Origin of the sequence: Kribbella sp. CA-253562, from assembly GCF_050942265.1 — a bacterium.
In the GTDB taxonomy this organism is placed as follows: Bacteria; Actinomycetota; Actinomycetes; order Propionibacteriales; family Kribbellaceae; genus Kribbella.
In genome coordinates, this window is the sequence record NZ_CP192049.1 from 7,551,019 (window position 1) to 7,565,240 (window position 14,222).

At 69.4% G+C, this 14,222-nt stretch carries 17 protein-coding genes; 5 read left to right on the plus strand and 12 right to left on the minus strand.

Translation table 11 applies throughout. The features are described 5' to 3' along the window. Window positions 1-5 precede the first annotated feature (5 nt). From glmM to rplM, 3 genes are read right to left on the minus strand one after another with little or no spacing between them, the layout of a single operon-like run. Window positions 6-1,352 carry a phosphoglucosamine mutase gene (glmM, locus tag ACQPXM_RS35755; RefSeq protein ID WP_432942423.1) on the minus strand — a complete coding sequence of 449 codons (1,347 nt, stop codon included), beginning with the start codon at window positions 1,350-1,352 and terminating at the stop codon, window positions 6-8. A gap of 7 nt (window positions 1,353-1,359) precedes the next feature. Further along, on the minus strand, window positions 1,360-1,881 hold the full coding sequence (gene rpsI, locus ACQPXM_RS35760; RefSeq protein ID WP_432942425.1) for a 30S ribosomal protein S9: 522 nt from the start codon (window positions 1,879-1,881) through the stop codon (window positions 1,360-1,362). 36 nt (window positions 1,882-1,917) lie between these two features. Next, a complete protein-coding gene (gene rplM / locus ACQPXM_RS35765) occupies window positions 1,918-2,361 on the minus strand; it encodes a 50S ribosomal protein L13 (protein ID WP_432942427.1) in 444 nt (147 codons plus the stop codon). A gap of 281 nt (window positions 2,362-2,642) precedes the next feature. Between rplM and ACQPXM_RS35770 the strand changes: the two genes are divergently transcribed. Then, window positions 2,643-3,929: a citrate synthase gene (locus ACQPXM_RS35770; RefSeq protein ID WP_432942429.1), complete on the plus strand. Its 1,287-nt coding sequence runs from the start codon at window positions 2,643-2,645 to the stop codon at window positions 3,927-3,929. A gap of 193 nt (window positions 3,930-4,122) precedes the next feature. Further along, complete coding sequence (locus ACQPXM_RS35775) at window positions 4,123-4,584, plus strand: DoxX family protein (protein WP_432942431.1); 462 nt, start codon at window positions 4,123-4,125, stop codon at window positions 4,582-4,584. A gap of 65 nt (window positions 4,585-4,649) precedes the next feature. Here ACQPXM_RS35775 and ACQPXM_RS35780 read toward each other — a convergent pair whose 3' ends face one another. Continuing rightward, window positions 4,650-5,105, minus strand: a complete 456-nt coding sequence (locus ACQPXM_RS35780; protein ID WP_432942433.1) for a nuclear transport factor 2 family protein — start codon at window positions 5,103-5,105, stop codon at window positions 4,650-4,652. A gap of 115 nt (window positions 5,106-5,220) precedes the next feature. Between ACQPXM_RS35780 and ACQPXM_RS35785 the strand changes: the two genes are divergently transcribed. From ACQPXM_RS35785 to ACQPXM_RS35795, 3 genes are read left to right on the plus strand one after another with little or no spacing between them, the layout of a single operon-like run. Beyond that, entirely contained in the window at window positions 5,221-5,769 is a 549-nt protein-coding gene (locus ACQPXM_RS35785) for a TetR/AcrR family transcriptional regulator (RefSeq protein WP_432942435.1), read from the plus strand. Further along, entirely contained in the window at window positions 5,766-6,797 is a 1,032-nt protein-coding gene (locus ACQPXM_RS35790) for a hypothetical protein (protein ID WP_432942437.1), read from the plus strand. The genes ACQPXM_RS35785 and ACQPXM_RS35790 overlap by 4 nt, the downstream gene beginning before the upstream one ends. Further along, complete coding sequence (locus tag ACQPXM_RS35795; protein ID WP_432942439.1) at window positions 6,794-7,333, plus strand: GNAT family N-acetyltransferase; 540 nt, start codon at window positions 6,794-6,796, stop codon at window positions 7,331-7,333. Before ACQPXM_RS35790 ends, ACQPXM_RS35795 begins: the two co-directional genes overlap by 4 nt. Here the strand turns inward: ACQPXM_RS35795 and ACQPXM_RS35800 are convergent. The 8 genes from ACQPXM_RS35800 to rpsD form a co-directional block, all read right to left on the minus strand. Beyond that, window positions 7,330-9,012: an ABC-F family ATP-binding cassette domain-containing protein gene (locus ACQPXM_RS35800; protein WP_432942441.1), complete on the minus strand. Its 1,683-nt coding sequence runs from the start codon at window positions 9,010-9,012 to the stop codon at window positions 7,330-7,332. The genes ACQPXM_RS35795 and ACQPXM_RS35800 overlap by 4 nt on opposite strands. Window positions 9,013-9,059: 47 nt before the next feature. Then, window positions 9,060-9,815: a hypothetical protein gene (locus tag ACQPXM_RS35805; RefSeq protein WP_432942443.1), complete on the minus strand. Its 756-nt coding sequence runs from the start codon at window positions 9,813-9,815 to the stop codon at window positions 9,060-9,062. Beyond that, window positions 9,808-10,329 (minus strand): SigE family RNA polymerase sigma factor, encoded by a 522-nt coding sequence (locus tag ACQPXM_RS35810; protein WP_432942445.1) that lies wholly within the window; start codon window positions 10,327-10,329, stop codon window positions 9,808-9,810. Before ACQPXM_RS35810 ends, ACQPXM_RS35805 begins: the two co-directional genes overlap by 8 nt. A 16-nt stretch (window positions 10,330-10,345) precedes the next feature. Beyond that, complete coding sequence (locus ACQPXM_RS35815) at window positions 10,346-10,966, minus strand: class I SAM-dependent methyltransferase (protein ID WP_432942447.1); 621 nt, start codon at window positions 10,964-10,966, stop codon at window positions 10,346-10,348. Then, window positions 10,959-11,771, minus strand: coding sequence for a tRNA pseudouridine(38-40) synthase TruA (truA, locus tag ACQPXM_RS35820; RefSeq protein ID WP_432942449.1), 813 nt, complete (start codon window positions 11,769-11,771; stop codon window positions 10,959-10,961). The genes ACQPXM_RS35815 and truA overlap by 8 nt, the downstream gene beginning before the upstream one ends. A 66-nt stretch (window positions 11,772-11,837) precedes the next feature. Further along, window positions 11,838-12,407, minus strand: a complete 570-nt coding sequence (rplQ, locus tag ACQPXM_RS35825; protein ID WP_432942451.1) for a 50S ribosomal protein L17 — start codon at window positions 12,405-12,407, stop codon at window positions 11,838-11,840. Between the two features lie 67 nt (window positions 12,408-12,474). After that, entirely contained in the window at window positions 12,475-13,500 is a 1,026-nt protein-coding gene (locus tag ACQPXM_RS35830) for a DNA-directed RNA polymerase subunit alpha (RefSeq protein WP_077019253.1), read from the minus strand. A gap of 103 nt (window positions 13,501-13,603) precedes the next feature. Further along, window positions 13,604-14,212, minus strand: coding sequence for a 30S ribosomal protein S4 (gene rpsD / locus ACQPXM_RS35835; RefSeq protein WP_077019252.1), 609 nt, complete (start codon window positions 14,210-14,212; stop codon window positions 13,604-13,606). Between the last annotated feature and the right edge of the window lie 10 nt (window positions 14,213-14,222).

Consider the following 14,222-nt stretch of genomic DNA (forward strand, 5'->3'; position numbering starts at 1 on the left):
CGTGCTCAGAGCTTCAGTGCGCCCGCGACGACGTCGGCCAGTGCGTGGGCGACCTCGTGGGCGGTGTCGGAGGACTCGGCCTCGACCATCACCCGGACCAGCGGTTCGGTCCCGGACGGGCGGAGCAGGACGCGGCCGGTGTCGCCGAGACGCCGGGTCGCTTCGGTGACGGCGGACTGGACCGTCGGGTCGGTGCCGGCGCGGGTCTTGTCGACGTTCGGGACGTTGACCAGGACCTGCGGCAGGCGCGTCATCACGCCGGCCAGGTCGCGCAGGGACTTGCCGGTCTGGGCGACCCGGGCCAGCAACATCACGGCGGTCAGCGTGCCGTCGCCGGTGGTGGCGTGGTCGGACAGGATCACGTGCCCGGACTGCTCACCGCCGAGCTTGTGGCCGCCGGCCTTCATCGCCTCCAGCACGTACCGGTCGCCGACCTTGGTCTGCTCGACCGCGATCCGCTCGCGGACCATCGCCTGGACGAAGCCGAGGTTGCTCATCACGGTCGCCACGACGGTGTCGTTCTCCAGCCGGCCGCTGTCGCGCATCGCCAGCGCCAGGACGGCCAGGATCTGGTCACCGTCGATCAGCTCGCCGCCGGCGTCGACCGCCAGGCAGCGGTCGGCGTCGCCGTCCAGCGCGATGCCGAGATCCGCACCGTGGCCGATCACCTCGCGACGCAGCCCCTCCATGTGCGTGGAGCCGCAGTCGAGGTTGATGTTCAGCCCGTCCGGGCTCGCGGCGTACGTGACGACCTCGGCGCCGAGCCGGCGCAGCGCCTCCGGTGCCGTCAGGGACGCGGCACCGTTCGCGCAGTCGATCACGACCTTGAGCCCGTCGAACCGGTTGGGCGCGGACCGGACCAGGTGCGCCACGTAGGTCTCGAAGCCCTGACCGTCGTCGAGCACCCGCCCGACGGTTTTGCCGGTCGGGCGCTGCCACTCCTCGCCCATCCGGGCCTCGATGGCGTCCTCGATCTTGTCGTCGAGCTTGATCCCGCCCCGGGCCAGGAACTTGATGCCGTTGTCGGGCATCGGGTTGTGGCTGGCCGACAGCATCACGCCGAGATCGGCGCCGGTCGAACCGGTCAGGTACGCGACCGCCGGGGTCGGCAGGACGCCGAGCCGGACGACGTCGACGCCCGCGCTGGCCAGACCGGCCACCACGGCGGCTTCCAGGAACTCACCACTGGCACGCGGATCCCGGCCCACAACGGCGCGTGGCCGGTGCCCTTCGAAGGCACCGGCCTCGCCGAGTACGTGAGCGGCGGCGACCGAGAGGTCGAGCGCCAGCTCCGCGGTCAGGTCCACGTTCGCCAGTCCACGGACACCGTCCGTGCCGAACAAACGCGCCATCAGGAAATCAGCGCTTGCTGTACTGCGGAGCCTTACGGGCCTTCTTGAGACCGGCCTTCTTGCGCTCCTTGATCCGCGCGTCGCGGCTGAGCAGACCGGCCTTCTTCAGACCCGGACGGTTCGCCTCCTCGTCCGCGGCGTTCAGGCAGCGGGCGATCCCGAGCTGCAGCGCACCGGCCTGGCCGGTGATGCCGCCGCCGTTGATCCGGGCGATCACGTCGTAGGAACCCTCGAGACCGGCGACCACGAACGGCTCGTTCACGTGCTGCTGGTGAACCTTGTTCGGGAAGTACACGTCGATCGGCTTGCCGTTGACGGTGATGTTGCCGGTGCCGGGGATGAGGCGGACGCGGGCGACGGCCTCCTTGCGGCGACCGGTCGCGCCGGCCGGGTTGATCACCGCGACGCGGCCGGACTCGGCGCGCTGCTCCGGGCTCGGGTTCGTCTCGGAGGTGTACGCGACCGGGCCCTCGGTGTCGATGGGGACCTCAAGGTCGTTCTCGGTCTCGGTGGTGGTGACGTCGCTCACGCTGGAAATCCTCGTTTACCTGGCTCGTCGATCGCTCTACTGGGCGATCTGGGTGATCTCGAAAGGCTTCGGCTGCTGCGCCGTGTGCGGGTGCTCCGGACCGGCGTACACCTTCAGCTTGCTGAGCAGCTTCCGGCTGAGACGGTTCTTCGGCAGCATCCCCCAGACAGCCTTCTCGACGGCCTTGCGGGGGTCCTTGTCGAGGATCTCGCCGATCGGCGTGGCTGTCAGGCCACCCGGGTGTCCCGAGTGGCGGTAGGCCAGCTTGTCCGTCCGCTTGGTGCCGGACAGGGCGACCTTGGACGCGTTCACGACGACGACGAAGTCGCCGCCGTCGATGTGCGGGGCGAAGGTCGGCTTGTGCTTGCCCCGCAGAAGAGTTGCGATCTGGACGGCGAGCCGACCGAGCGTGACGTCGGTGGCGTCGATCACGTGCCACTCACGGGTGACGTCAGCAGGCTTCGGGCTGTACGTGCGCACGGTCGTTGACCTTCGTTTCTCAGAGGTTGACAAAAATGATGCGTCGGCGAGCGGTGTCACCGGGGACCGGTGCAAACCAGGAACGCACAACAGCAGCCCAGAATACCGGCGGGGACACGTCGGGGTCAAAGTGAGCGCAACCGACCGGGGGACCCCGGGTTGGAACCGAACTCCGACCGCACTAGTTTAGCGGTGAAGATTGAAGTCCGAACCGCGTCCCGCCGGCTGACGATCACCCTCACTGGCTCCGGCGATGACGCCAGCTTCCGAAGAGGGCACCCGTGACCGAACAGTCGCTCACCGTCCGGGACAACCGGACCGGCAAGGACTACGACCTTGCCATCACCGACGGCACCATCCGTGCCGCAGATCTCAAGCAGATCAGCGCTACCGACGGAGACGGTGGCCTGGCCACCTACGACCCCGGCTTCGTCAACACCGCCTCGACCCGCTCCTCGGTCACCTTCATCGACGGTGACAAGGGCATCCTGGAGTACCGCGGCTACCCGATCGAGCAGCTCGCCGAGCAGTCGAACTACCTCGAGGTCGCCTACCTGCTGGTCAACGGCAAGCTGCCGAACAAGGCCGAGTACGAGGCCTGGGCGCACGACGTGACGTATCACACGTTCGTGCACGAGAACCTGAAGACCTTCATGCAGGGCTTCCGGTACGACGCGCACCCGATGGGCATGCTGCTGGCCTCGGTCGGCGCGCTGTCGACGTTCTACCCCGAGTCGCGCGACATCTTCAACGAGGAGTCGCGGGCGCTGCAGATCCGCCGGCTGATCGCCAAGATGCCGACGCTGGGCGCGTTCGCGTACCGGCACGCGCAGGGCAAGCCCTACGTCTACCCCGACAACGAGCTCAGCTACGCGGCGAACTTCCTGTCGATGCTGTTCAAGATGAGCGAGCCCAAGTACGCCGCCGACGACCGCCTGGTGCGCGCACTGGAGATCCTGTTCATCCTGCACGCCGACCACGAGCAGAACGCCTCCACCAACGCGGTCCGCGCGATCGGCTCGACCCAGGTCGACCCGTACAGCGCGGTCACCGGCGGCATCGCGGCCCTCTACGGCCCGCTGCACGGCGGCGCCAACGAGGCGGTGCTGAAGATGCTGCGCCGGATCGGCACCGTCGACAACGTGCCGTCGTTCATCGAGGGCGTGAAGAACGGCGAAGAGCGGCTGATGGGCTTCGGCCACCGGGTCTACAAGAACTACGACCCGCGGGCCAAGATCATCAAGAAGGCCGCCGACGACGTGTTCGAGGTGACCGGGATCAACCCGTTGCTGAAGATCGCGGTCGAGCTGGAGAAGATCGCGCTGGAGGACGAGTACTTCGTCTCCCGCAAGCTCTACCCGAACGTCGACTTCTACTCCGGCCTGATCTACGAGGCGCTGCAGTTCCCGCCGGAGATGTTCACCGTGCTGTTCGCCATCCCGCGGACGTCGGGCTGGCTGGCGCAGTGGCTGGAGAGCCTCGGCGACAGCGACCAGAAGATCGCCCGCCCGAAGCAGATCTACACCGGTGCCCGCGGCATCGACTACGTCCCGATGGGCGAGCGCTGACCGACGGCTGACCGGGCCCCCACGCGATCCGCGTGGGGGCCTTCGTCGTTGCGGCGCCTGCTCCTCCAGGGTTCAGGGTGACCCTGACCCGTACGCCACCCGGCGTACGGCGGGAGCCGCCGCCGGGCCGACGCGGAGGCGGGGCGGATTTCGGGACGCTGTCATGGACATCGACCATGACAGGAGACACACCATGAACACCCTGCTGGACAAGGGAAACCGGACCACCGAGTGGCTCGGCCGGCACAGCGTCGACATCCTGCGGGTCAGCCTCGGGCTGGTCTTCCTCGGCTTCGGCGTACTGAAGTTCTTTCCCGGCGCGAGTCCGGCCGAGGCGCTGGTGATGCGCACGCTCGACACCCTGACCCTCGGTGTCGTGGAAGGCCGCAACGCCGTGCTGCTGACCGCGCTGATGGAGTGCTTCATCGGGCTCACGCTGGTCACCGGCAGGTTCCTGCGCACCGGTCTGCTGGTGCTCGGGATGGCGCTGGTCGGCATCATGTCGCCAGTGGTGCTGTTCTTCGGCGACCTGTTCCCGGGAGCGCCGACGCTGGAGGCGCAGTACGTGCTGAAGGACGTCGTACTGGCGGCCGCCGGTCTGGTGATCGCCGCCAAGGCCCTCAGTGTCACGCCACTGAAAGGCTTGCAGGGTTGAGCAATTGGGACGGCCCCGGCCCGGCAGATCTGCCGCGGACCGGGGCCGTGCTGCGCTTCTGCCGACTACGACGCGGCGGCGGTGTCCCGCGGTTCCCGGGCCGCGGCGAAGACTTGGTCCAGCGTTCCGCGGGCGCGGGCCATCGCGAGGTGGTCGACGTAGTCGCGGGACTGCACGATCTCGCCGTCGCGGACCCGCAGCACGAAGACGCACGGCACCCGGAACGTCGCGCCGTCGGCCGGCCGGACGCCGGCGTACTCGAACTCGGCGACGATCACCTCGGGGTCCTCGGTCTGGTGGATCCGGATGTTGTCGGGGCGGAACTCGATGGTCTGCGCGACCGCGGGCCCGGTGCCGGTGAAGTGCGCGCGCAGTGCGTCGCGGCTGAGCAGCGGGCGGTCGCCGCCGGGCGCCATCGGGTGCCGGACGTCGGTCTGTTCGGCGTACAGGTCGGGCAGAGCCGCGTAGTCACCGGCGGCGACGCCGTGGACCAGGCGCAGGAAGACGTCGGCAGGTGTCATGAGTTCCCCCTAAGCGAAGTGGTGACTCCGAATATACGGAGCGGCGACTTCGGTTACAACCGAATCGATCCGGCGAGCGTCTCCTACGCTGTGCGGGACGACGGAGGGTGGGCGAGTGCGAGCTGACGCGCGGGACAATCGCGAACGAATCCTGACCGCGGCCGAGCAGGTGTTCGGGCGGTCGACGGCCGCCTCGACCGACGACGTCGCGAAGCTGGCGGGGGTCGGGATCGCGACCGTGTTCCGGCACTTCCCGACCAAGCTGGAACTGCTGGAGGCCGTACTGACGCTGCGGCTGGAACGGCTGCGCGACACCGCCCGCGAACTGGCCGGCGCAAGCCACCCCGGGACGGCGTTCTTCGAGTTCTTCGGTCAGGTGGTCGCCGAGGCTGGATCCAAACTGGCGATCGCGGAGGCGCTCAGCGCGGCCGGCACGACTCCTGGCGAGCACGCCCGCCAGGCCGGAGTCGAGATGCGTGAGGCCTTCGGTGAGCTGCTCGCGAAGGCCCAGCACAGTGGAGCTGTCCGGGCCGACGCGCAGTTCCCGGAGGTGTACGCCTTGCTGGTCGGCGCGTCCCGGGGTGCGACAGCGGCCGGTCTGGATCCGGAGGTCCGGGACCGAATGCTCGCAGTCCTGTACGACGGACTGCGGCCGCGCGCGTGAAGCGGCGCTGGCAGCGCTGGTCCCGCCGGCGGCGCGTGGTCGTCGTCCTGCTGCTGGTCTTCCTGCTGGCGGTCCCCGTACCGCTCGGGGCGTACGCCGTGGCGCTCCGCGTGCACTACACCGGCGACCCGTCGTCCCAGGCGATCAGCCGCGGCCGGGACGCCGTCTGGCTAGGCCATGCCTGGGTGGACGGGCGCAAGACCAGCGCTGACGTCACCGCACTGGCCGCACGGCTGGCCAAGACCGGAGTGCGCGACCTGTACGTCCACGCCGGGCCGCTGGAGCACGACGGCACTCTGCCGCTCGCCGAGGTCTCGCCGAAAGCCCGCTGGTTCACCGACGCGGTGAGCAAGGCTGCGCCCGGGGTACGGGTGCAGGCGTGGTTGGGCGACATCGTCCAGCCGGCCAAGAACCCCGGCATGGACCTGGACGACCAGGTCGTTCGGGACCGGGTGACCGCGTCGTCGGCGGCCGTGCTCGACCAGGGCTTCGACGGTATCCACTTCGACTTCGAGCCGGTGCACTCCGAGTCGCGCGGCTTCCTCGCCGTACTGGATCAGGTGCACGAGCTCACCGCCCGGCGCGGCGTACCGCTGTCGGTCGCGGCGGCCCAGATCGACCCGCTCTGGAACCTGAACGCCGTACCGCTGGCCATCGCCGACGAGGGCAAGTGGTGGTCGCAGGAGTACTTCGGCGCGGTGGCCCGCAGGGTCGAGCAGATCGCCGTGATGTCGTACGACACCGCCATGCCCCTGGAGTCCCTGTACGGCGGCTACGTCGCCCAACAGACCAGTCTGGCCCTGGAGGTCACCCCCGACCACGTCGACCTGCTGATGGGCCTTCCGGCGTACTGGGAGAGCAACCCGAGCCACTGGGGTCACGCGGAGACCGTCGAAGCCGCGGTCCGCGGTGCGCGCCTGGGCCTCGGCACGTCCGGCAAGCAGAACTTCGGGCTCGCGATCTACGTCGACTTCACCGCGACCGAGCAGCACTGGACCGCCTACACCGAGGGATGGGTGCGGAAGTGACCAGCCTGACCTTCCGCCGCGTCACCCGCGACGACTTCCCCTTGCTGGCCCGGTGGCTGGCCAACCCCCACGTCGCGCGCTGGTGGAACCACGAGACCAGCCCGGAGGCCGTCGAGCGCGACTTCGGCGCGAGCGCCGACGGCACCGAACCGTCCGAGGACTTCCTGTTCCTGGTGGACGGCGTACCGGCCGGGCTGATCCAGCGGAGCCGGCTGGCTGACTACCCCGAGGAGCTGGAAGCCTTCGCCGGGCTGACCGACGTACCGGACGGCGCGGTGATCGTCGACTACTTCATCGGCGCCGAGGAGCACACCGGCCAGGGGCTCGGAACGGCCATGATCGCCGCGATGATCGAGCGGACCTGGACCGAGCTGCCCGGTACGCCGGCCGTCCTGGTCGCCGTCGTGGCCGCGAACCGGAACTCCTGGCGGGCGCTGGAGCGGGCCGGTCTGCGCCGGGTCGCCGAGGGGCCGATGGAGCCGGACAACCCGATCGACGACCCGCTGCACGTCGTCTACCGGATCGACCGGCCCTAGCGGGCGCGTTCGACCCGGCCCTCGTCCCAGACCGGTTCGGTCGACTCGTAGACCGAACCGTCGGAGCCGAAGACCAGGTAGCGGTCGAAGTCCCGGGCGAACCAGCGGTCGTGGGTGACGGCCAGGACCGTGCCGTCGAAGGAGTCCAGGCCCTCCTCCAGCGCTTCGGCGGACTCCACGTCGAGGTTGTCGGTGGGCTCGTCGAGCAGCAGCAGCGTCGCGCCGGACAGCTCGAGCAGGAGGATCTGGAACCGCGCCTGCTGACCACCCGACAGGCTGTCGAAGCTCTGCTCGGCCGCGTGCGCCAGCTCGTAGCGGTCCAGCTTCCGCGACGCCAGCTCGCGGCCCATGCCGTCACGGTGCTCGTCACCGCGGTGCAGGATCTCCAGCAGCGTCCGGCCGGCGAGCTCCGGGTGCTCGTGGGTCTGGGCGAACCAGCCGGGCCGGACCCGCGCGCCGAGCTTGGCCATGCCGGTGTGCGCGACCGACGGGATCTCCACCTCGCCGACTGGCTGGTGTTCGATGTCCGGGTCGGAGCCACCGTTGGCCAGCAGGCGCAGGAAGTGCGACTTGCCGGAGCCGTTGGAGCCGAGCACGGCCACGCGTTCGCCGTACCAGACCTCGAGGTCGAAGGGCTTCATCAGGCCGGTCAGCTCGAGCCCGGTGCAGACCACCGCCCGCTTGCCGGTGCGGCCGCCGGTGAGCCGCATGCTGACCTTCTGTTCGCGCGGGATGGCCTGCGGCGGTCCGGCCTGTTCGAACTTGGCCAGCCGGGTCTGCGCCGCCTTGTAGCGTGACGCCAGCCCGTCGTTGTAGGCCGCCTTCTGCTTGTACATCAGCACCAGCGCCTTGAGCTTCGCGTGTTCCTCGTCCCAGCGGCGGCGCAACTCCTCCAGCCGCTCGAACCGGTGCTTGCGCGCTTCGTGGTAGGTCTTGAAGCCTCCACCGTGCGTCCAGATGGTGTTGCCCGCGGCACCGAGTTCGACGGTGACGATCCGGGTCGCCGTGTTGGCCAGCAGCTCCCGGTCGTGGCTGATGTAGAGCACGGTCTTGGACGTCGCGTTGAGCTGCTCCTCCAGCCAGCGCTTGCCCGGTACGTCGAGGTAGTTGTCCGGCTCGTCCAGCATCAGCACCTCGTCCGGACCGCGCAGCAACGCCTCCAGGACGAGCCTCTTCTGCTCGCCGCCGGACAGCGTCTTCACCTCACGCCAACGGCACCGCTCGAAGGGCACGCCGAGCGCGGCCGACGTACAGACGTCCCAGAGCACCTCGGCGTCGTACCCGCCGACCTCGCCCCAGTCCGAGACTGCCTGGGCGTAGCGCAGCTGCGTCTTCTCGTCGTCGGCCTCCATCATCTTCAGCTCGGCCGCGTCGAGCTTGGCCGCGGCGGTCCGGATCGCCTCCGGCGCCACCGAGAGCAGCAGGTCCCGCACGGTCGAGGTGTCCCGCACCGACCCGACGAACTGCCGCATCACCCCGAGCCCACCGGACCGCGCGATGCTGCCACTGTGCGGCTTCAGGTCCCCGGCGATGATCTTGGTCAGCGTCGTCTTGCCCGACCCGTTCGCCCCGACCAGCGCGACCTTGGCCCCGTCCCCGACCCGAAACGTGATGTCGTCCAGCAACACCCGCCCGTCCGGCAACTCGAACCCGATCCCGGCCACGTCCACATGCCCCATGACCCCCAGTCTGACGGCGGGCAGCCACGACAGCGAACGGTTATCGCTTACCAGCCTTCGAGGTGGTCCAAGTAGATGCCGCCGGTGGGGCGAACGGTGCCGGTCATGAAGAGTTTGAGCGGGGGCGCGAAGAGGCCGTACGTCGTGGTGCCGTTGAGGAAGCCGGCGGTGGCGCAGCCGTCGTACTGGACCCAGATCTCGCGGATGCCTTGAGTGGTGGTGAAGCGCAGGACGATCGCCTCGGACGGGCGGGCTCGTTCGGGGGTGCACTTGAAGGCCGGGAGGGCGGGGTTGCGTTCGGGCAGGACCTTGATCGCATCGACGACCTGCTGGGCGACCGTCTGGTTGAAGGTCCCGGAGCCGATCAGTGCGGTGGCGCCGGGGGTCAGGCGGTAGCGACAGGCCTGAAGGCTGGAGACGGGGGTGCTGGGATCCAGCCCGACGGCGGGTGACGGACCGGCGTCGCCGCTGAAGATCGCCGGCTGGGGCTCGCAGCCGAGGGCGCGATCGGCCTGCGGCTCGTTTTGGTTGGCCTCCGGGACTCCGGCTCCGGCACCACCGGCGCTGTCGCTCGCCACCTCGGTCGGCGAGCCGAGGGTGGTCCACACCCCGCCACCGATCACCGCGACGGCGATCACCGCGGCCGAGGCGGCCATCAGGTTTCGCCGGCGCTGCCGGAGCCGTCGGCGCGCCTCGTCGGCCATCGACTTGCCGCGCAGGCTCGGCGCGGCGTCCGCCTTGGTGTGGAAGGCGTCGGCCAGGGTCGGGCCGAGCTCCTGCTCCTGGTCGTCGTACTCAGGCATCCTCGGCTCCTTCCTTGGTCAGCGTCTGCTTCAGTACGGCGAGCGCCCGGTGCACGTGGGACCGGGCCGTCGCCTCCGCGCAGTGCAGCAGTACGGCGATCTCCGCGTACGACAGGTCTTCGTAGAAGCGCAGCACGACCGCGGCCCGTTGGCGGTCCGGCAGCGTCTTGCAGAGCTCCCAGACGGCCTCCGCCTGCGCGCGGTCCGCCGTACCGTCCGGTGCGGGCGCGGCGGTCCGGGTCGGCTCGGCGGCCGGTGACTCGCGGCGGCGGAACCGGCGCCACCAGGAGATGTGCGCGTTGACCACCATCCGCTTGACGTACGCCTCGGGGTCGTCGGCCTGGCTGACCCGGGCCCAGCGCGCACAGGCGGTCGTCAGGGCGTCCTGGACGGCGTCCTCGGCCAGCGCCTGGTCGCCGGTCAGCACGTAGGCGAACCGCAGCAGCGCGTCGGCCCGTTCGGTGACGAACAGTTCGAAGTCGAGCGCGAGGGCGCTGGTCACCGGCTCTGCCAAGGCTGCCTCCATACCCTCAGGACGGTGATCCGCCCGGGTTCGTTGCAGTCGCCTTCAGGATCCGGAAACCCTTCGCGCTGGCCACCCGATCGCACGGATAGCCCTGCTCGGTCAGCCAGCGTTGCAGCGAGTCGCCGCCGAGGTTCTTGCCGACCACCAGCCAGGCCACTCCCCCGGGCTTCAGCCGGCCGAACCAGCGCAGCAGCATCTTGTGCAGCTCCGGCTTGCCGATGTGGATCGCCGGGTTCGACCAGAGCTCGTCGAACACCACCTCGTCCGGTACGTCGTCCGGCTGCGCCGGGTGAACCCGATCGGCGACTCCCGCCGCGGCCGCGTTCAGCCCGGTCAGCTCGAGCGCCCGGTTGTTCACGTCCACCGCCCAGACCTCGGCCTCCGGGACCTCGACCGCCAGCGCGCAGGCGATCGGGCCGTAGCCCGTGCCGAGATCGAGGATCGTCCGGCGCCCAGGCTCGGGCCGGACCTCGCGCAGCAGGATCGACGTCCCGAGGTCGAGCCGGTCGCGGGAGAACACCCCGCTGGCCGTGGTGAACTCGTAGTCCCGGTCCCAGATCCGCGCCCGCACAGTACGCCGTACGTCGGCCGAGGCCGGATCGGCGGAGAAGAAGTGGTCAGCCACGTCGGTGCACCTCGCCACGGACCTGCCGAGTCTCCACGGCGCGTGCCGCCACCTGATCGTCCGCGGGGTAACGCACTTCCTCCAGCGTGAGGCCGTGCGCGGGAAGCACCGCGACCGCCGAGTCGCGGACGCGCGCCGTGAGCACGCTGGCGGGCCAGTCCACCTCCCGGCGTCCGTCGCCGACCGGGACGATCGAGCCGACCAGCGCACGCACCATCGAGTGGCAGAACGCGTCAGCGATCACCGTGCCCTCCAGGCGTCCCGGCGCGACGCGGACCCACGAGAAGTCCCGCAGCGCCCGGACCGTGCTGGCGCCCTCGCGCTTGCGGCAGAAGGCGGCGAAGTCGTGTTCGCCGAGCAGGGCCTGGGAGGCGGCGTTCATCCGGTCCGTGTCCAGTGCGCGGCCCACCCGCAGGACCTCCTGCCGGCGCAGCGGATCCCAGCCGACCGGGTCGTCGCAGATCCGGTAGACGTACCGGCGGAACAGCGCGGAGAACCGGGCGTCGAAGCCGTCCGGGGCCTCGGCGACCGCGGTGACCGAAACGTCCTGGGGCAGTACGCCGTTGAGCCGGCGAAGCAACTCCCGCGCGGTCATCGTGGTGTCCAGGTCCACGTGGGCGACCTGCCCGCGGGCGTGCACACCGGTGTCGGTCCGCCCCGCGCAGGTCACCGTCGGGGCCTGCTCGGCCCGCAGGACCGTCCGGAGGGCCGACTCGAAGTCGCCCTGCACGGTTCTGAGCCCGTCCTGCCTGGCCCAGCCGTGGAATCCGGTCCCGTCGTACCTCAGGTCTATCCGCCAACGCACAGGGCAATCTAACGCAACAGCACCCCACACCTGAGCGGTGTGGGGTGCTGTGGATGCTGCGAAGTGTTACTTGTCCTCGGCCTTGGTGTCCTCGACCTTGGTGTCCTCGACCTTGACGTCCTCGACGGTGTCCTGGACGTCGGTGGCCGGGGTCTCGTCGACCTTGGTCTCCTCGACCTCGACCTCGGCGTCGTCGGCCTTGGCGGCCGCCTTCTTCGCCGGGGCCTTCTTGGCCGGAGCCTTCTTGGCCGCCGTCTTCTTCGCCTTCGGCGAGTCCGCCAGCGCCTCGACCAGCTCGATCTTCACCATCGGGGCGTTGTCGCCCTTGCGGGGGCCGAGCTTGATGATCCGGGTGTAGCCGCCCGGACGGTCGGCGTAGCGCTCACCGATCTCGGTGAACAGCACGTGCACGACACTCTTGTCCTTGATCCGCTTCATCACCTGGCGGCGCGAGTTCAGGTCACCACGCTTGGCCTTGGTGATCATCGACTCCGCGAGCGGCTGCAGGCGCTTGGCCTTCGACGCGGTCGTGGTGATCGCGCCGTGCTCGAACAGCGAGGTGGCGAGGTTGCTGAGGATCAGCTTCTCGTGCGCCGGGCTGCCGCCGAGGCGGGATCCCTTGGTAGGGGTAGGCATTGTCCAACTCCAGAAATCTCAGGCCCGGGTGCGGACCTTGGGAACGGGCCGTGAGGCCATCGAAAGGTCAGTACTGCTCGGTCTCGGCGAAGCTCTCGTCCTCGTCCTCGGCGTCGTCACCGTAGGCCTCGGCGGCGGCGCGCAGGTCGAAGCCGGGAGGCGAGTCCTTCAGCGACAGGCCCATCTCGGCCAGCTTCAGCTTGACCTCGTCGATCGACTTGGAGCCGAAGTTGCGGATGTCCAGCAGGTCCTGCTCGCTGCGCGAGATCAGCTCACCCACGGTGTGGATGCCCTCGCGCTTGAGGCAGTTGTAGGACCGGACGGTCAGCTGCAGGTCCTCGACCGGCAGCGCCAGGTCGGCGGCCATCTGCTCGTCGACCGGCGACGGGCCGATGTCGATGCCCTCGGCCTCGACGTTCAGCTCGCGGGCCAGGCCGAACAGCTCGACCAGCGTCTTGCCGGCCGACGCGACGGCGTCGCGGGGCAGCATCGACGGCTTGGTCTCGACGTCCACGACCAGCCGGTCGAAGTCGGTGCGCTGCTCGACACGAGTCGCCTCGACCTTGTAGGTCACCTTGAGGACCGGCGAGTAGATCGAGTCGACCGGCATCCGGCCGATCTCGGCGTCGGCGGACTTGTTCTGGACGGCGGACACGTAACCGCGGCCCCGCTCGACGACCAGCTCCATCTCGAGCCGGCCCTTCTCGTTCAGGGTGGCGATCTTCAGGTCCGGGTTGTGCACCTCGACACCGGCCGGCGGCGCGATGTCGGCGGCGGTGACGTCACCGGGGCCCTGCTTGCGCAGGTACATGGTGACCGGCTCGTCGTGCTCGGAGGAGACGACCAGGTCCTTGAGGTTCAGGATCAGCTGAGTGGCGTCCTCCTTGACCCCGGCCACCGTCGAGAACTCGTGCAGCACGCCGTCGACCTTGATGCTGGTCACGGCGGCGCCCGGGATGGACGACAGCAGGGTGCGGCGGATGGAGTTGCCGAGGGTGTAGCCGAAGCCCGGCTCGAGCGGCTCGATCACGAACCGCGAGCGGTGCTCGCCGACGACCTCTTCGGTCAGGGTGGGGCGCTGCGCGATAAGCACGTGTTTCTTCCTTCTTCGATTTCGCGACGACCACTATTTGAGGTCGCGAGACGAAGAACGACCGATCCCGCCGGCGGCGAACAGGCCGCCGGCGGGAACCGGATCAGTTCTTCGAGTAGAGCTCGACGATCAGGTGCTCGGCGACCTGGGTGTCGATCTGTGCCCGGGTGGGCAGCTGGTGCACGAGGATCCGCAGCCGCTCCGGCAGGGCCTCGAGCCACGCCGGGACGACCCGCTCGGAGTGGGTCTCGCGAGCGATGATGAACGGCGTCATCTCGGCCGACTTCGGCCGGACGTCGATCACGTCGTGGGCCGCGACCCGGTACGACGGGATGTTCACCTTGATGCCGTTCACGGTGAAGTGACCGTGCACGACGAGCTGACGCGCCTGCCGACGGGTCCGGGCCAGGCCGGCGCGGTAGACGACGTTGTCGAGGCGGGACTCGAGGATGATCAGCAGGTTGTCACCGGTCTTACCCGGACGCCGCGAGGCCTCCTTGTAGTACAGGCTGAACTGCTTCTCGAGCACGCCGTAGGCGAAACGAGCCTTCTGCTTCTCACGAAGCTGGAGCAGGTACTCGCTCTCCTTGGGACGGCCACGGCCGTGCATACCCGGCGGGTACGGACGACGCTCGAACGCCTTGTCGCCACCGACGAGGTCGACCCCGAGACGGCGCGACTTCTTGGTCATGGGTCCGGTGTAACGGGCCATTTTCGCTGCC

What these genes read in the sequence shown, in the direction of transcription:
- rplQ (WP_432942451.1), bottom strand. Translation starts at nt 12,407, where the DNA reads ATGCCTACCCCTACCAAGGGATCCCGCCTCGGCGGCAGCCCGGCGCAC.
- rpsD (WP_077019252.1), bottom strand. Translation starts at nt 14,212, where the DNA reads ATGGCCCGTTACACCGGACCCATGACCAAGAAGTCGCGCCGTCTCGGG.
- glmM (WP_432942423.1), bottom strand. Translation starts at nt 1,352, where the DNA reads ATGGCGCGTTTGTTCGGCACGGACGGTGTCCGTGGACTGGCGAACGTG.
- ACQPXM_RS35780 (WP_432942433.1), bottom strand. Translation starts at nt 5,105, where the DNA reads ATGACACCTGCCGACGTCTTCCTGCGCCTGGTCCACGGCGTCGCCGCC.
- ACQPXM_RS35805 (WP_432942443.1), bottom strand. Translation starts at nt 9,815, where the DNA reads ATGCCTGAGTACGACGACCAGGAGCAGGAGCTCGGCCCGACCCTGGCC.
- ACQPXM_RS35800 (WP_432942441.1), bottom strand. Translation starts at nt 9,012, where the DNA reads ATGGGGCATGTGGACGTGGCCGGGATCGGGTTCGAGTTGCCGGACGGG.
- ACQPXM_RS35775 (WP_432942431.1), top strand. Translation starts at nt 4,123, where the DNA reads ATGAACACCCTGCTGGACAAGGGAAACCGGACCACCGAGTGGCTCGGC.